Here is a 17,708-nt window from a genome sequence, read left to right on the forward strand (position 1 = left end):
TCTCGCGCTACAAGCAGTTTGGGGCTAAATAAGCGTTATCTTTCGGATTTGCCAAATCATCCCAAATACAAAACCAACTTCCCATTATGCCTATTGCCCAAATCCGTTGTAGTGGCTGTTAGCCTTTGTTTTTTATTTATTATCTTGTTTTGATAGTAGAATTTTATTTCTGCCCAACTCTGTTAATTTGTAATCTCCCGTCAAATACCCACTATCTTTCAGGTCTTCTTTATAAAATGCTATAAAGTCAATTCCTTCTCCCAGATCTTCTCTAATAAATGAAGAAGAATCTTTTTCTAAACCACTAGCCCCTAATAGGGTAAAAGAGAAATTTATTAATCCTTGTTCTTCTGCAATATATATCGCTTCTAAAACACGTTTCTTGTTTTCTAAAACTAGTTGCTTAGTTTCATTTTTAATTAAATTACGTTTTTCAAACTCTATCAGCATGTTACGTTTCAAAAGATAAGTTTGCTTAGGCTCATTATGTTTAAATATCCAATCTATTGTAATCAAGTGAGCAATTACGTATCTTACTTCGTCCTCATCATACATATTACTGTCCAATAAAATTTCCAAGCGATTATCTCCTTCGGCAAAAAACATTACTACATATAACTCATTAATAAGCCATTTGCACAATTCATTGTTTAAAATACCAGAATCTTCTTCGTAAATTTTAGAATCAAGTTTTTCAAAAAAGCCATTTATTTCTTGTATTACTTTGTTATGTTCTTTTATGGGCTCAAAGCTAATTGACTCACGTTTTTCAGTTAAATAAATATCAAAAATTACCGTGTTGTTAATAGTCATAGTGCCATACGAGAACCGCTGATCTAAAGCTTCAATATTATAATTTTTGTCATCGTTTCTTGGATCATCACTTGCCCGATGAGCGGTTTGTTTCATTCTAAAAACAATTATCTTTGAAATAAAATCTAATTCACTTAGAGGGTTAGGAAATATGTTTTTTACTCTTTGTGATTTTGCAAAAGAATAAAATTGTCCTAACCTATTTAGATATGCTACTACTTCGTGCTTGATTGCTCTAGTTATTTCTTCACAGTCAATTAAATATTCACTATTTGACTTCTTAAAACTTGAGTATAACCCTTCAATGTTTGAAAAATGATATGTCAACCCATCTACCATATACTTTGCTTGAATGATATTCTCTTTCATTTTCTGCTTGGCTTCAAACAATTGTTTTTTATCTTCTTCCATTTAATACTCTTTTAAGAATAAAGTGCTTTGGTTGTTTAAAATAAAGGCTAACGTTCCGGCGCTTGGCGAGGTTGCGAACTTCGGAACCGATTATTTTCTGTTAAAGATAAAATTTCTTGCGAAATGTAAACGTGAATTTACTACAAAATTCGCAATCTTGCCAAACGCCTGTTATGCGGTCGTTTTTTTATTCTTTAGTATGTTTGGGGTGATATTTGTAATAGTCAGGTCGCTCTGTTTTCTGCCAAGTAAACTTATATCCAGTTTCCATTATTTCCATTTCATAAGGTCGTTTAAAGTAAAAAATATGTTCTGGAAAACTTGCGATATATGATGCGCCAAGAATTATTATTCCCGAAATTGTCCAAAGTCCAATTGTCACGATTTTGTATGTCTTTATTTTTGTCAAATACTTATTAATACTAAACACTATTACAAACCATAAAAGGAAATAAATAAGAAAGTCGACAATTAATTCTAAAACAAAAATTTGTAGCGACATTGAGGTGTGCCAGCCATCACCAGCAAATGGAAATGGAAAACCGCTATATAAAGTGTCGGGTGCGTCAACAGGTAAAGTATACCACCACTTTGTAATTGTCCCAAAGGAAATTACAGTTAAAGGTAAAATTAGTTTCCATGTCAATTGTTTCATTTTTATCGTGTCGTCTTAAAATGCCGCATAACTTGTATATATGTGTGACAAAATCACACATACCTACCCATAATCGGGTGTATATGTGTGGTAATATACACACTTTATTCAAACCCAAATATAAATATTAATCCTTACAAATCATCAGAAGAACCTTCAATTTGTTGAATACTTTTCGTACTAATCTAGTCCTTTAAAACCTCATAATTCCACAAAACCCTAGCCCAGATAGTAGTGGAAATCCTTTTTTTGAGGCGATTTTTCTTCACCTTAAAAAAGATTGCAACGGATAGCTGGAAAATGCTTCTGAACTAAATTCAGAATAAATCCTAAAAAAAATGACATCCTTACGAATGTCATTTTAATTATTTACATCAAAATTTTATTATTTCACTAATAAACCAGCGTTTCTCAAATACGGTTCTATTTGCATGTCATGTCCAATAAAATCTTTGAAGGCTTTGTTTAAATCGACACTATTACCCACTGATAAAATGTATTTTCTAAAACGCTCACAATTAGCTCTTGTCATACCACCATTGGCCTGCATCCAGTCGAAAGCATTATAGTCTAATGTTTTTGACCACGTGTAGGCATAATATCCTGCCGAATACCCTCCGCCCCAAATATGGGCAAAATAAGGCGTGTGGTACCTTGTTGGAACCTCATTTACCAACAAGCCGTATTTTTGTAGCGCCTCTTTTTCGAAAACTAAAGTGGGTTTGAAATCGGATTCCTTTTCTACACTATGCCAAGCCATATCTAGCGTTGCCGCCGCTAAAAGCTCCGTTACTACGTATCCTTTATTGAAGGTATCGGCTTTTTTAATTTTATCAATTAACTCCTGTGGAATCGCTTGTTTGGTTTGATAATGTATCGCATAATTTTTTAAAACCAAAGGATCCAATGCTGCATGCTCATTGATTTGGGAAGGAAACTCCACATAATCACGTGGAACGGATGTCCCAGAAAGCGTTACATACTGCTGGTTTGCAAACAATCCGTGTAAAGTATGTCCGAACTCATGAAACATCGTGGTTACATCATCAAAACTAATCAAGGATGGATTTCCACCCGCTGGTTTTGAGAAATTATAGACATTGACAATAACTGGTTTTTGTTTTAAATAATGCGACTGATTCACAAAATTACTCATCCAAGCACCACCATTTTTATTGTCTCGAGTGTAAAAATCTAAATAGTATATCGCAATTGATTTCCCGTCATTATCATATACTTCATATACTTTTACATCTGGATGATAGACCGGCAAATCATGTCGCTCTTTAAATGTGATGCCATACATTTGTTGTGCGGCGAAAAACACGCCTTTTTCTAAAACAGTAGCAATTTCGAAATACGGTTTTATTTGACTTTCGTCTAAATCATATTTTGCTTTACGCACTTGCTCTGAATAAAAGTTCCAATCCCAAGGTTCTAATTTAAATCCTCCGTTTTGTGAATCAATCAGGTCTTGAATTTCTTTTGCTTCAACTTTTGCTTTTACAACTGCCGGACCTGCAATTTTTGCCAATAAATTCATCGCTGGTGCCGGTGATTGCGCCATTTGATCTTGTAATTTCCATTCGGCAAAACTTTTCTTACCCATTAAATTTGCTTTTTGCAAACGCAATCTTGCCATTCGCTCAATTACTTCACGAGTATCACCATCATCGCTTTTTTCGGCACGATTCCAAGATGCTTTGTATATCTTTTCTCTCGTGGCTCTGTTGGTAAGACTTTGCAATAATGGTTGTTGCGTCGTGTTTAACAATCCTATTAAATACTTTCCGTCTTGACCTGCTTCAGTAGCTTTTGCCTTTGCAGCGGCAATTTCATCGGCACTTAAACCCGCTAAATCATTTACATTGTCAAATACAACGGCTCCATTTTTACGGGCAGTCAATAATTTATTTCCAAAGAGTGTCCCCAAAGTAGCCAACTCTCCGTTAATATTTTTCATTTTTTCTTTATCGGCTGCCGACAAATTCGCACCTGCTAATTCAAACTTTTGCAAATAATATTCTGCCAGTTTTTTATTTTCACCTTTCAAAGAATTAATATCCAATGCTTTGAATCGTTTATATAATTTACTATTCAAATATATTTTATCATCATGCGCTGAAAAAACAGGAGCATATTCTGCTTCAATAGCCTGTAAGGTGGGATTGGTATTTGAACCCGTTAAGTTCTCAAAAATTCCTTTTGCCCTATTCAAATCCACACCACTGGTTTCTAATGCCAATACCGTATTTTGAAAAGTAGGTTTCGCCGGATTGTTTGCAATCTTTTCAATTTCTTGATCATGAATTTTTAAACCGTATTCAAAAGCAGGTTTAAAATGTTCGTCTTTAATTAAATTAAAAGTCGGTGCTTGATACTGCAACGCACTTTTTTGCAAAAGAGGATTCGTCATCTTAACGGATTTGTTTTGTGCATAGAGTGTTTCAGTTTGGAAAGAAGCAACTAAAAACAAGGAACTAGCAACGATTATTTTTGAAAAAACTTGCATAATTAAGTGGTTTATTTTTAAGACATAAAAGTAGTTGAAAAAAGTATCATATGAAATATTGCCCTGAAGAATTAATTCCTGCTAAAAGCAACATCAGTTAAGCCAAAAGCTAAAAAAGTTCCTAAAAAAAGTTTAATCATTGATTTGGTTATTTGAAAACCTCTGCAACTTTGTACCTTTGCAACTTAGAACCTTTTTAATAAAAATTATGCGCATCGATATTGTTACCGTTCTCCCAGAATTATTGCGAAGTCCATTTGAGGCCTCAATTATGAAACGCGCTATTGACAAAGGTTTAGTAGAAGTTCATTTTCATAACTTACGGGATTACACCACCAACAGACAGAAAAGTGTGGATGATTATCCCTATGGAGGTGGCGCTGGAATGGTAATGACTGTACAGCCTATTGATGCCTGCATTACACATTTGAAAAGTGAAAGAACCTACGATGAAATTATTTATATGTCGCCGGACGGGGAAACCTTGAACCAGAAAATGGCGAATACCATGTCAATGTATGAAAATATTATTATCCTTTGCGGACATTATAAAGGTGTAGATCAACGGGTTCGCGATCATTTTATTACCAAAGAAATATCAATTGGTGATTATGTATTGAGCGGTGGCGAATTAGGAGCTTTGGTACTATCCGATGCTTTAATCCGATTAATTCCTGGTGTTTTAAGTGACGAAACCTCAGCATTGACGGATAGTTTTCAGGATGGATTATTGTCAGGACCTATATACACACGCCCGGCTGATTACAACGGCTGGAAAGTTCCGGAAGTTTTGACCAGTGGAAATTTTGCCAAAATTGACAAATGGCGCGAAGATATGGCGTATGAACATACTAAAAACAGACGTCCGGATTTATTGGAAGAGTAAAAAATTATTTTAAAGCTTGAGATCTAAAGTTGGTGTTTAACAACTTCTAAACTTTAAACCAGAAAAACTTAAAACTTAAAACTTTTTTATTTACTTTTGCACCCACATTAGTTCAACCTCTGGCGAGATCCGTGAATGTTGATTTAATACAACCCATAATTAAAAAAATTATCATGGCAGATTTAATGAAATTCGTTCAAGACGAATTCGTAACAAGAAAAGAATTCCCAGTTTTTGCAGCTGGAGATACTATCACCGTTTACTACGAAATTAGAGAGGGTGAAAAAACTAGAACACAGTTTTTCAAAGGAGTTGTAATCCAAAGAAGAGGTTCTGCTAACACAGAAACTTTCACTATTCGTAAAATGTCAGGAGCTGTTGGAGTTGAGCGTATCTTCCCAGTAAATCTTCCTGCATTGCAAAAAATTGAAATCAATAAGAAAGGTGCTGTACGTAGAGCTAGAATTTTCTACTTCAGAGAACTTACTGGTAAAAAAGCTAAAATTAAAGACAAAAGAAGATAGTTTACTGTCTCTTTACTATAAAAGTCCCAACACTGTTGGGACTTTTTTTGGTTTAAAACCAAGATACTCAATGCTATTCTTTAAATTTAACAAGAATTAAGCGGATTTCAAGCGCTTCGTATTTGACAACAAATAAGGAATATCTTTTTCATATTCTTAATTTGAATACCCTAAAACAACAATTTGATAATTCATTTTAAACTACTAAAAACTTAATGAAAACGCATTTTCTTTTACGATAACGTTTTATTACATTTGTAGCTACATTTAAAAATAAGAATTACATATATCAATACACTATGACAAAAATTAAAGTAGCCAATCCTGTGGTTGAATTGGATGGCGATGAAATGACACGAATTATTTGGTCCTTTATTAAAGAAAAATTAATTCTTCCTTATTTAGATTTAGATATTAAATATTACGATTTAGGAATGGAAAGCAGAGATGCTACCAATGATCAAATCACTATCGACTCTGCAGAAGCGATAAAAAAATACAATGTAGGTATCAAATGTGCTACCATTACTCCTGATGAAGACAGAGTAAAAGAATTTGGTTTAAAAAAAATGTGGAAATCACCAAACGGAACGATTCGTAATATTGTAGGCGGAACTGTTTTCCGTGAGCCAATTATTATGAGTAACGTACCACGTTTGGTTCCGGGTTGGACTAAACCTATTGTTATTGGTCGTCACGCTTTTGGAGATCAATACAAAGCGACTGATACCGTAATCAAAGGAAAAGGAACTTTGACAATGAGTTTTACTAACGAAGCTGGAGAAACTCAGTCTTGGGAAGTTTACGATTTTCAAGGTGATGGTGTTGCAATGGCAATGTACAATACTGACGAAAGTATTTTTGGTTTTGCCCATTCTTCTTTCCAAATGGCTTTGACAAAAAAATGGCCTTTATACCTTTCTACAAAAAATACGATTTTGAAAGCTTATGACGGGCGTTTCAAAGATATTTTTGAAGAAGTGTACCAAGAGCACTACAAAGCAAAATTTGTTGAAGCAGGTATTATTTACGAACACAGACTAATTGACGACATGGTTGCTTCTGCAATGAAATGGAGCGGTGGTTTTGTTTGGGCTTGTAAAAACTATGATGGTGATGTACAATCAGATACTGTGGCACAAGGATTTGGTTCACTTGGACTAATGACTTCTGTATTAGTAACTCCTGATGGAAAAACAGTAGAAGCGGAAGCGGCTCACGGAACTGTAACACGTCACTTCAGACAACACCAACAAGGAAAAGCAACTTCTACTAACCCAATTGCCTCTATTTTTGCATGGACAAGAGGATTGGAACACAGAGGTAAACTTGACGAAAACCAAGCTTTAATTGATTTTTGTCATGCCTTAGAACAAGTATGTATAGATACTGTTGAAAGCGGAAAAATGACTAAAGATTTAGCAATGTTAGTAAAACCAGAAGGTTTGACTGAAGCTGATTACTTAACTACCGAAAAATTCTTGGCAGCCATAAAAGAAAATTTAGAAGCTAAACTAGCTTAATTTTTTTCATAAACTATATTAAAAAGACAACTGGAAACGGTTGTCTTTTTTTTTACCTTAGTAATACATCAACATTTCTCAAACAAGAATCAACTTCGATTTAGTGAAATTTGGAAATCAAAATCTAAGAAATGTTTGCAAAATAAATTAGTACCGCTACAAATACCTCTATTCAAACCCAATAAAGTTTAATTTTCACGCAAACTATTTTATTTTTCATTACAATCGCAACTGTAAACCATAAACTTTCTTTTTTTACCTTTACATCATAAATCCTAAATCAACATTCTTAAATCTTAAATCCTAATGTCTTCACACCATATCGTTCGCGACGACCAAGAACCTGCTTTAATCATTGCCAACGGCGCTTCCTGTAATCCAGAACTATTGGGACAATTACTGGAATGGTCACCGCTTGTCCTTGTATTAGATTCGGCTATGGTACGTGTGATGGAATTAGACATCAAAGTAGATGTACTTTTAGGAGATTTCGACAGAGGATTTGATCCAGAAATTTATAAAACGTCTCAATATCCAATCGAAATTATCCATACGCCGGACCAGAATAAAACCGATTTAGAAAAAGCTTTTGACTATTTGATCGAAAGAAAGATTCCTGCTGTAAACGTCGTTTGGGCAACCGGAAGAAGAGCCGATCATACGATTACCAATCTTACCAACATCACACGATATAGAAATCTATTGAAAATTGTAATTCTGGACGATCATTCAAAAGTATTTTTATTGCCTAAAAAATTCGAAAAATGGTACACTGCCAATACTCCTATTTCATTAATTCCCATCGGTCACGTTACTGGAATTCACTCTGATAATTTATTTTACCCATTGAAAGATGATAGTCTAACCATTGGATACAGAACCGGAAGCAGCAATCATGTGATTAAAGACGGCATTGTAACAATCGAACATGACGAAGGTGATTTATTGATGATGGAATGTTTAGATTGATAATCTATAATTTGACAAAAAAAGATTGACTATCTTTGCGCCCAAATGGAAAAAATAAAACCGAAAACGATTACCGAAAAGACTAATTTACATCCTAGAAATCTTGATAGATTTGGATATAATTTTGAAGAATTAATAGAAAAATCTCCTGAATTACAGCATTTTGTTTCAGTTAACGAACATAAAATCGAGACCATTGATTTTAGCAATCCTGATGCCGTAAAGTCACTTAACAAAGCATTATTGTTATCGCATTATGACATTCAAAACTGGGATATTCCTAAAAATTATCTTTGTCCACCCATTCCCGGAAGAGCAGATTACATTCATTATATAGCCGATTTATTAGCTTCAAGCAACAACGGAATCATTCCTGAAGGGGAAACTGTTCAAGGTTTAGACATTGGTGTGGGTGCCAATTGCATTTATCCTATAATTGGTAATTCAGCTTACGGATGGAGTTTTGTAGGAACGGATATCGATTTAAAAGCAATTGAAAATTGCAGTGCCATTATTGAAGATAATCCAAAACTGATTGATGCCATAAGCTTACAACAACAAACAGAATCGCGTTTTATTTTTAAAAACATCATCACTCCCGAAGACAAATTTACATTCACCATTTGCAATCCTCCTTTTCATGCCTCACAAGATGAAGCCACGAAAAGTACGGTTAGAAAAATCAATAATTTAGAAAATACCAAAACCACAAAACCTGTTTTAAATTTTGGCGGTCATAATGCTGAATTATGGTGCGAAGGAGGTGAATTAGGTTTCGTTACCCAGATGATTTACGAAAGTGCTAAATATCCGATGCAATGTTTATGGTTTACGACTTTAGTTTCTAAAAAAGAGAATCTTTCCAGTCTTTACAAAACATTAAACAAGGTAAGTGCTGTCGAAATTAAAACAATTGATATGGCTCAAGGCCAAAAAACAAGCCGAATTATAGCTTGGACTTTCCTAAGTGAAGCACAACAAAAAGCCTGGAAGTTTTAAAAATAATCCCTATTTCGTTTTAGAATTCTATCCCACAAATCATTCTTGACAGTCGGGATAATCAATATATTCCAATCCTTTTTCATATTATTTATTTAGAGTGAAGCCATTAAAAAAACTTCCATTATTGAATCAATAATTAAACCCCAAAAAAATTTATTTTACCGAAAAAAACATACAGCTATTCATAAATAGTTGCATTTCTCTATGTTTTTAAGAAAATAAAATAAAATTCAACTTAAATTTACGTAAGTTTGATAAATAAATCTTTAAATAATCATAAAGATATTCCTTTACGATTCATTAAACCATTAACTTAAAATCGTAATTCTTAAACAAAAAAACTATTAAAACAAGATAACAACACCCCCCATTTATTATCTTTTTTATTTTATTTTTTTGACATTTAATCCCAAAATACGTTTATCAAAATTTCGCATAAAACCAATGAACTAATTCAAACTAAATTGTGAAAAGGCAACTACTACATACCGAAATACTAGATGACTCCACACTTTGGAACAGTCTGAAGGAAGGGAATGAAAATGCTTTTTCAATACTTTTTAAAAGACATTATCCTCATTTAGTCCGTTATGGAAATTCCTTTATTCCTTTTCCTGAAAAAGTACAAGACTGTGTTCAAGATGTTTTTACAGATATTTGGATTTACAGAGACAAACTGAATGATAAAGTGGTCGTAAAAGCTTATTTATTGGCATGCGTTCGCAAGCGAATTACAAGATCACAAGAACGGGATCGCATTTTTCGCCTTAGTAGTTCCATAGATACCGTTGAATTTTTATTTGATTTTTCTATTGAACATGACCTTATCGCAGATGAAACGACAGCTTCTAAAGTGTCACATCTCAATCATCTGATTAATGATTTGCCATCTCGACAAAAAGAGGCTTTATATCTTCGTTACAACCAAGAACTTACCGTAGACCAAATTGCGGATACACTTGACATTAATTATCAATCGGCAAACAATCTTTTACACCGTGCTTTGTTAAGCTTACGCAAAGAGTGGAAAGGAAATATCTTCTTTATTTTAGCACTATTTTCATTCGCATTTTAGTTTTCTAAAAAATAAATTCAAAAAAATATACAATTTAGTGAGTATCAATTAAGGAAATGGTCCTCTATATAATTGTAACCCCTTTTTTTGATGCAACAACGTAACAATTATACCGAGATAGAACACTTTTTAGCTGATGAATCATTCCGATTATGGGTGTGTTTCAAAGACGACCAACAAGATTGGGAAGAATGGACTTTAGAAAATTCCAGTCGTGCTAAATTGGTAGAAGAGGCCAGATTATGGTTGTTAGCAATGAAAGTTCCTAATGATGATTTAGCTACGGATGAAGTTCAAGATGCTCTGGAAGCCACTTGGGGGAAAATTGAAAGAAAAGAAGAAAATAAAAAGGAAAAACCAGTTCTTAAACTTTTGAAAAAAAAATGGTTTAACGGAGTTGCTGCAGTTTTGATTTTAAGTCTTTTATCCGGTTGGTTGTACAATCAAAGCAACACTGCTGAAAACTCGGTACTTAGTTATAGTGAACTTATCTATGAAAATGAGGAAGGTCTGGTTGAGCAAACTAATAATTCAGACAAACCACAAATAATAACGTTATCCGATGGTAGTTCTGTTTTATTACAACCCAACAGTAAATTAAGTTATCCTAAAATATTTATGGGCAATGAAAGAAAAGTGTACCTCTCTGGTGAAGGCTTTTTTGAAATCAGTAAAGATCCTGAAAAACCATTTTTTGTCTTTGCAAATGAAATTGTTACAAAAGTAGTCGGAACCAGTTTTAAAATAAAAGCATACGCTAATCAGCCAAATGTGGAAGTTGTGGTTCGAACTGGAAAAGTAAAAGTAAGATCTAATGAATTAATCTCAAATCCAAAAGACGAATTGATTGTTTTATTACCAAATCAAGCCCTACGATTCGTTCGAAAAAAATTAAGTTTTAATAAAATTACCGATATCACACAGGATGAATCATTGAGTCGTTCCACCAGCAATATAGAGCAATTGGGATTTGAATTCACAGATATTCCTGTGACACAAATTTTCAAAACTATTGAACAAGCTTATTTAGTGAAAATTGATTTTCCTCAAACAAAATTAAAAGACTGCTATCTCACAACATCTTTAACGGATCAGCCTTTGTCTGAAAAGCTTAAAATTATTTGTAAAAGTCTTGGCAACAATACGAGTTATGAAATGAATGGAAACCAAATTATTATTATATCAGATGGATGTAACTAACATTATCTTGCCTATGAATTAAAGTATACAATAAAAAAGCGCCGAAAATGCTGTAACATTCCCGACGCCTTGAATAAAATCAATTCGCTCTCTGTAAAGAGTAATTGCTGTGTTCTACCAATAACCAAACTAACGAATATTAATAAAAACAGACCAAAACTATGAAAAAAACCGTCCTTAAACAACGACTACTAATCCGAATTATGAAAATAACCTTATTTCAATTTGTTTTAGCCCTTGTCTTTTCAAGTGTAACAATAGCGAATAATATCAGAGGTCAAAAAAAACTGGACACAAAGGTAACTATTACCGTGACCGATTTGAACTTAGATACAGCGCTGACTAAACTTGAAAAATTGGCTCATGTGAAATTTTCGTACAATTCGAGAATGTCACAATTGAATCAAAAAGTAAGTGTTTATGCTAATAATGAAGCATTGTCAAGTGTGCTGACGCGCATTTTAAAACCACTAAAAATTAATTATACCGAAGTAAGCAATCAAATTATTTTACAAAAGGAAGGAATTACCAAAGCTGGGATTAATGGAGAAGTTTTCTCGACTTTAAATCAAAATACAATTGCCGAAATCATTAAAGGCCGTGTAGTGGATGAAAAAGGGGAATCTTTACCTGGCGTAACTATTCTTGTAAAAGGAACTACAAAAGGTACAACAACTGATATAGATGGTAATTATACCATTAGTGCTGAAATTGGAGACGTATTGCAATTTTCTTATGTGGGACTTGAAACTAAATCGGTAACAGTAACAGGAACTACATTAAACGTTACTTTAACGGGAAGTGGCGAAACACTACAAGATGTTGTTGTGATAGGTTCACGTAATCCTGCAAGAACTGTAACAGAATCTGCAGTGCCTATTGATGTGATTTCTATGAAAGACATTGCTTCACAAGGTCCGCAAGTTAACTTAAATCAAATTTTGAACATGGTTGCGCCATCGTTTACATCAAATACTACGACTGTAGCTGATGGAACGGATCACATTGACCCTGCACAATTAAGAGGTTTAGGACCAGATCAAGTATTGGTATTGGTTAACGGAAAAAGAAGACATACTTCTTCTTTAGTAAATATTAATGGTTCACCAGGAAGAGGATCGGTAGGAACTGATTTAAATGCTATTCCTGCTTTTGCTATCGAAAAAATTGAGGTTTTGAGAGATGGAGCGTCTGCACAATATGGATCTGACGCTATTGCGGGTGTAATCAATATTAACGTAAAGAAAAACACCAATAAATTAGATGTTGCTCTTTTTGCCGGAAGTAACTTTTCTAAAAATGCAAACGACCACACAGGAGGGAATGACGGTAACAACTACCAACTAGATTTAAACTACGGTACTGGTCTTGGCAAAGAAAAAAGTTTTATTAATGCAACAGCTAGCTTCCAACTTAGAGATGCTACAAGCAGAGCAAAAGAGGTTACTGGCAACTTATTCAACGCATACAATGCTGTAGAACAAAGAGCTGCTGAAGCCGGAACAAATATCAATGCTTTATTTGGAAACATAACGAATACTCCAAATACAACACAAATACTTACCACAATAAAACAGTATGCTCCACAAGTGGGTTATTTTACAGGCGCACAACAAACAGCAATACTTGGCGCAACAAATATTTCACAAATGCAAACCGCATTGAACTTTGATGCTACAGCAGGTGAATTAGCATACAGAGGTCTTGAAAGAAACAATTTCAATATGAGAGTGGGTCAATCTTCATTGCAAAGTGCTCAGTTCTTTTTGAATGCTGCTTATCCAATCAATGATAAATTGGAAGCCTATGCTTTTGGTGGAACCAGTTATAGAACCGGAGAAGCAGCCGGTTTTTACAGAAGACCTAATCAAGCCAGATCATACACGGGATTGTATCCAAACGGATTTTTACCAGAGATACATTCTACAATCAACGATATCTCAGTTGCTGCTGGTCTTAGAGGTATGCTATTCAAAAATTGGAATTTTGACTTAAGCAATACCTTTGGAAGAAATGCTTTTGATTACAATATCGAAAATACAGTAAACGCCTCTTTAAGGGAAAATTCTCCAACTGAATTTGATGCTGGTGGTTTGGCTTTCGCCCAAAACACAACAAATTTTGACATAAACAGAAAATTTGATGTTTTGGAAGGATTAAACGTTGCCTTTGGTGCGGAATACCGTCATGAAAACTTCACAATCAATGCAGGTGTACCAGATTCATACAATCTATATGACATCAATGGAGGTGTTGTAACTGGAACAACTCCTGCCAATATTAAGGTAACTGATTTTTACGGGGCAACCAGACCAGGTGGCGCACAAGTTTTCCCAGGTTTCAGACCTGCAAATGCTATTGACAAAGGGCGTAATAGTGTTGCTGTTTATACTGATTTAGAACTAGATGTAACCAGTAAATGGTTAGTAAATGGAGCAGTTCGTTTTGAGAATTATTCTGATTTTGGAAACACCACTAATTTTAAATTAGCTTCCCGTTACAAAATAACAGACAACATCAACTTACGTGGTGCCGTTTCAACAGGGTTTAGAGCACCATCATTACACCAAATTTATTTCAATTCAACCGCTACACAATTTGTAGGTGGCGTACCATTTGAAGTTGGAACTTTCAGTAATGATTCGCAAGCGGCACAATTATTAGGAATTCCTAAATTGAAACAAGAGGAATCGCAAAGTGCAAGTATTGGGTTTACTGCAAAAATTCCAGCTGCCAATATTACTTTTACTGCTGATGCATATGTTGTAAAAATTGAGGACAGAGTGGTTCTTACAGATCAATTTTCAAGACCGGGTGGAACTCCTGCAGCTGGATCGCCAAATGCAATTTTGAATGCATTATTTGATACTGCAGGAGCAACTGCAGCGACTTTTTTTGCTAATGCAATTGACACGGAATCAAAAGGAATTGATGTTGTAATAAGTCATAAAACAAGTTTTGGAAATAACGTCTCTTTAAAAACTGATTTATCAGGGACTTTTTCTAAAACCTACAGAGTGGGAGAAATTCATGCTTCCCCAGTATTAGAAGCTGCGGGTCAGGTAAACAGATACTATTCTGAAACAAGTAGAGTATACTTACAAGAAGCAATTCCTAGAGTAAAAGCTAATTTAACCAATTCTCTTTCTTATAAAAAATTCGATTTCTTCTTGAGAAATGTTTATTTTGGTAAAGTAACGGATCCAAATACTGCAGACGTAAATGGAGATGGAAGAGTTGAAGGTATTATAGTAAACGGTCAAGCGGTAGAAGTTGAGCACCCAATTTGGGGTGCAAAAATCATTACTGATTTATCCGTAGGTTTTAAAATTACCGAGGCAGCGAAAATTGTTATTGGTGCCAATAATATTTTTGATATTTATCCAGATCTAAATCTTGGAACACAAACTGCAATCAAACCTAGATTAGTATCAGGAGCTATTGATTATACAGCAGCCCCAGCGACAATAGATTTATCAAATGCCAACCAGTTTGCGTATTCCAGAAACGTGTCTCAATTTGGTCAAAACGGTCGTTTCGTTTTTGCCCGATTAAGCTTCAGTTTCTAAGAATTATTTTTTTATAATAGAACCATCCTGCTAAAACAGGATGGTTTTTTTTGGCTTAAACTTTGGTAAAAAAAGAATCCAAACTTTGTACCTTTGCAGCTCTAAAACTTTGCCACTTAATCAAATGAATTTCCAAGTAGTATCAGATTACCAGCCCAAAGGCGACCAACCACAAGCGATTGAAAAATTGACTCAGGGAATTATTGATGGTGATAAATTCCAAACCCTTTTAGGAGTTACCGGATCCGGAAAAACATTTACGGTGGCCAATGTGATTCAGGAAGTGCAAAGACCAACATTAGTTTTGGCACATAACAAAACTTTAGCGGCACAATTGTATTCAGAATTCAAGCAGTTTTTCCCTAATAATGCCGTAGAATATTTCGTTTCCTACTACGATTACTACCAACCAGAAGCTTTTATGCCCGTTACCGGCGTTTTCATTGAAAAGGATTTATCCATCAATGAAGAACTGGAAAAAATGCGAATGTCAACAACTGCTTCGTTGCTTTCCGGACGAAGAGATATTTTGGTAGTGGCATCGGTTTCGTGTTTGTACGGTATTGGAAATCCGATAGAATTTCAGAAAAACTTGATTCCAATTGAGAAAGGACAAATTATTTCTCGTACCAAATTATTACATCAGCTTGTGCAAAGTTTATACTCCAGAACTGAAGCCGATTTTAATCCCGGAAGTTTCAGAATAAAAGGTGATACAGTAGATGTTTATCCAAGTTATGCGGATGAAGCGTACCGAATCCATTTCTTTGGAGATGAAATCGAGGAAATTGAAAGTTTCGACACAAAGAATTCTCAGGTCATCGAAAAATTTGACAGACTAACTATTTATCCTGCTAATATGTTTGTTACTTCGCCAGATGTTTTGCAGGGTGCAATTTGGGAAATCCAACAGGATTTAGTAAAACAAGTTGATTATTTCAAGGAAATAGGAAAACATCTCGAAGCAAAACGATTGGAAGAACGTACCAATTTTGATTTAGAAATGATTCGTGAACTCGGTTATTGTTCTGGAATTGAAAATTATTCCCGTTACCTAGACGGTCGTTTACCCGGAACTAGACCTTTTTGCTTGTTGGATTATTTCCCGAAAGATTACTTAATGGTGGTCGATGAAAGTCACGTAACGCTTTCGCAAGTTAGTGCTATGTATGGCGGAGACAGAAGCCGAAAAGAAAATTTAGTGGAATATGGTTTCCGACTTCCTGCAGCAATGGACAATCGTCCTTTGAAATTTGAAGAATTTGAAGCGATGCAAAATCAGGTTATTTATGTTTCGGCAACACCAGCCGATTATGAGTTGCAAAAAACGGAAGGCGTTGTTGTGGAGCAAGTGATTCGTCCAACTGGATTATTGGATCCAATCATTGAAATTCGACCAAGTTTAAATCAAATTGATGATTTAATCGAGGAAATTCAAGTTCGAGCAGAAATTGATGAACGTGTTTTGGTGACCACTTTAACCAAAAGAATGGCGGAAGAATTAGCCAAATATTTAACCAAAGTTAATATTCGTTGCCGTTATATTCACTCTGAAGTAGATACTTTGGAACGAATAGAAATCATGCAAGATTTACGAAAAGGAATTTTTGATGTCCTAATTGGTGTGAATTTACTTCGTGAAGGTTTAGATTTACCGGAAGTTTCATTGGTAGCAATTTTAGATGCAGATAAAGAAGGTTTTCTACGAAGCCACCGTTCGCTTACGCAAACAATTGGTCGTGCAGCAAGAAACTTAAATGGAAAAGCGATTATGTATGCTGATAAAATTACGGCAAGCATGCAAAAAACCATTGACGAAACGAATTATCGTAGAACCAAACAAATTAATTACAATACTGCAAATAATTTGGTTCCACAGGCCTTAAATAAAAAAATCGAGAGCGCCTTTACCAAAAATCCTTTAGCAGATTATGAATTGGGTTACACTTTGAATACTGCAGCGGAACCTATAATAGAATATTTATCAAAACCGGATATTGAAAAACGCATTCGTGAAAAACGAAAAAACATGGAGAAAGCGGCAAAAGAATTAGACTTTATGCAGGCGGCAAAATTACGTGATGAGATAAAAGCGCTGCAAGGACAATTGACTTAATTATGTTGTTCCTGAAAAACATTCAATAAAATCTCGCCATTAATAATTGCATTTGGTGCTTCATTCATCAACTTAAGAATTCGTTTTGTAGCTATTGGATTAAGTCCCATATCAATAGCTATTTGCTGAATAGTAGTCATTTCTTTTTCATGTAAAATTCCATCACTATACATTAACAAGGCTAATCTGTAAAATTGTTGTATGCGTAAAAACTCCGATTTAATAGGTAATTGTGGTAATTCCTGATGAAATAAATCTTTAAAAATATCTATTTCGAAACTCAACTCATTAGCAATAATTGCTAGAAAATCATATTCTCTCTTATGCAGATGTCCATCAACAGTGGAAAAGGCAATCATCTCCAAAAGTAAACTCCTCTTTTCTTCGAATGTATTCATCAAATTATTATTTTTAGCTAAAATATTATTTTTAAATCAAAACACAAAACTAATA

Annotated in this window: 13 protein-coding genes; 9 read left to right on the plus strand and 4 right to left on the minus strand. The window is 34.4% G+C overall.

Going from position 1 to position 17,708, the window contains the following annotated elements:
- Positions 1–132: 132 nt before the first annotated feature.
- The 3 genes from E0H99_RS16275 to E0H99_RS16285 form a co-directional block, all read right to left on the minus strand.
- The gene (locus tag E0H99_RS16275; protein ID WP_131998081.1) at positions 133–1,224 is read right to left on the minus strand and encodes a hypothetical protein; all 1,092 of its coding nucleotides are present in this window, start codon (positions 1,222–1,224) and stop codon (positions 133–135) included.
- 187 nt (positions 1,225–1,411) lie between these two features.
- Positions 1,412–1,879, minus strand: a complete 468-nt coding sequence (locus tag E0H99_RS16280) for a hypothetical protein (protein WP_131998084.1) — start codon at positions 1,877–1,879, stop codon at positions 1,412–1,414.
- A gap of 385 nt (positions 1,880–2,264) precedes the next feature.
- Complete coding sequence (locus E0H99_RS16285; RefSeq protein ID WP_131998087.1) at positions 2,265–4,391, minus strand: M3 family metallopeptidase; 2,127 nt, start codon at positions 4,389–4,391, stop codon at positions 2,265–2,267.
- A 208-nt stretch (positions 4,392–4,599) separates the two neighbouring features.
- Here E0H99_RS16285 and trmD point away from each other — a divergent pair, with 208 nt between their 5' ends.
- The 9 genes from trmD (at position 4,600) to uvrB (ending at position 17,255) form a co-directional block, all read left to right on the plus strand.
- Positions 4,600–5,277, plus strand: coding sequence for a tRNA (guanosine(37)-N1)-methyltransferase TrmD (trmD, locus tag E0H99_RS16290; protein ID WP_074723946.1), 678 nt, complete (start codon positions 4,600–4,602; stop codon positions 5,275–5,277).
- A 173-nt stretch (positions 5,278–5,450) separates the two neighbouring features.
- Positions 5,451–5,801: a 50S ribosomal protein L19 gene (rplS, locus tag E0H99_RS16295; protein ID WP_073207643.1), complete on the plus strand. Its 351-nt coding sequence runs from the start codon at positions 5,451–5,453 to the stop codon at positions 5,799–5,801.
- 299 nt (positions 5,802–6,100) lie between these two features.
- Positions 6,101–7,324 (plus strand): isocitrate dehydrogenase (NADP(+)), encoded by a 1,224-nt coding sequence (locus E0H99_RS16300; RefSeq protein ID WP_131998090.1) that lies wholly within the window; start codon positions 6,101–6,103, stop codon positions 7,322–7,324.
- 306 nt (positions 7,325–7,630) lie between these two features.
- Positions 7,631–8,293: a thiamine diphosphokinase gene (locus E0H99_RS16305; protein WP_131998093.1), complete on the plus strand. Its 663-nt coding sequence runs from the start codon at positions 7,631–7,633 to the stop codon at positions 8,291–8,293.
- 45 nt (positions 8,294–8,338) lie between these two features.
- The gene (gene rlmF / locus E0H99_RS16310; RefSeq protein ID WP_394346073.1) at positions 8,339–9,292 is read left to right on the plus strand and encodes a 23S rRNA (adenine(1618)-N(6))-methyltransferase RlmF; all 954 of its coding nucleotides are present in this window, start codon (positions 8,339–8,341) and stop codon (positions 9,290–9,292) included.
- A 469-nt stretch (positions 9,293–9,761) separates the two neighbouring features.
- A complete protein-coding gene (locus E0H99_RS16315; RefSeq protein ID WP_131998096.1) occupies positions 9,762–10,370 on the plus strand; it encodes an RNA polymerase sigma factor in 609 nt (202 codons plus the stop codon).
- Between the two features lie 90 nt (positions 10,371–10,460).
- The gene (locus E0H99_RS16320) at positions 10,461–11,570 is read left to right on the plus strand and encodes a FecR family protein (protein WP_131998099.1); all 1,110 of its coding nucleotides are present in this window, start codon (positions 10,461–10,463) and stop codon (positions 11,568–11,570) included.
- Between the two features lie 161 nt (positions 11,571–11,731).
- Positions 11,732–15,139, plus strand: a complete 3,408-nt coding sequence (locus E0H99_RS16325) for a TonB-dependent receptor (protein WP_235832142.1) — start codon at positions 11,732–11,734, stop codon at positions 15,137–15,139.
- Between the two features lie 124 nt (positions 15,140–15,263).
- A complete protein-coding gene (gene uvrB / locus E0H99_RS16330; protein ID WP_131998102.1) occupies positions 15,264–17,255 on the plus strand; it encodes an excinuclease ABC subunit UvrB in 1,992 nt (663 codons plus the stop codon).
- Here the strand turns inward: uvrB and E0H99_RS16335 are convergent.
- Complete coding sequence (locus E0H99_RS16335) at positions 17,252–17,653, minus strand: excinuclease ABC subunit B (protein WP_131998105.1); 402 nt, start codon at positions 17,651–17,653, stop codon at positions 17,252–17,254. The two genes, uvrB and E0H99_RS16335, sit on opposite strands and share 4 nt — an antisense overlap.
- Between the last annotated feature and the right edge of the window lie 55 nt (positions 17,654–17,708).

This window comes from Flavobacterium sp. GT3P67, from assembly GCF_004349155.1.
Lineage (GTDB): Bacteria > Bacteroidota > Bacteroidia > Flavobacteriales > Flavobacteriaceae > Flavobacterium > Flavobacterium ranwuense.

Bases quoted from the DNA above. Each gene is read 5' to 3' on its own strand.
- E0H99_RS16275 (WP_131998081.1), bottom strand. From the start codon at position 1,224: ATGGAAGAAGATAAAAAACAATTGTTTGAAGCCAAGCAGAAAATGAAA.
- E0H99_RS16280 (WP_131998084.1), bottom strand. From the start codon at position 1,879: ATGAAACAATTGACATGGAAACTAATTTTACCTTTAACTGTAATTTCC.
- E0H99_RS16285 (WP_131998087.1), bottom strand. From the start codon at position 4,391: ATGCAAGTTTTTTCAAAAATAATCGTTGCTAGTTCCTTGTTTTTAGTT.
- trmD (WP_074723946.1), top strand. From the start codon at position 4,600: ATGCGCATCGATATTGTTACCGTTCTCCCAGAATTATTGCGAAGTCCA.
- rplS (WP_073207643.1), top strand. From the start codon at position 5,451: ATGGCAGATTTAATGAAATTCGTTCAAGACGAATTCGTAACAAGAAAA.
- E0H99_RS16300 (WP_131998090.1), top strand. From the start codon at position 6,101: ATGACAAAAATTAAAGTAGCCAATCCTGTGGTTGAATTGGATGGCGAT.
- E0H99_RS16305 (WP_131998093.1), top strand. From the start codon at position 7,631: ATGTCTTCACACCATATCGTTCGCGACGACCAAGAACCTGCTTTAATC.
- rlmF (WP_394346073.1), top strand. From the start codon at position 8,339: ATGGAAAAAATAAAACCGAAAACGATTACCGAAAAGACTAATTTACAT.
- E0H99_RS16320 (WP_131998099.1), top strand. From the start codon at position 10,461: ATGCAACAACGTAACAATTATACCGAGATAGAACACTTTTTAGCTGAT.
- E0H99_RS16325 (WP_235832142.1), top strand. From the start codon at position 11,732: ATGAAAAAAACCGTCCTTAAACAACGACTACTAATCCGAATTATGAAA.
- uvrB (WP_131998102.1), top strand. From the start codon at position 15,264: ATGAATTTCCAAGTAGTATCAGATTACCAGCCCAAAGGCGACCAACCA.
- E0H99_RS16335 (WP_131998105.1), bottom strand. From the start codon at position 17,653: ATGAATACATTCGAAGAAAAGAGGAGTTTACTTTTGGAGATGATTGCC.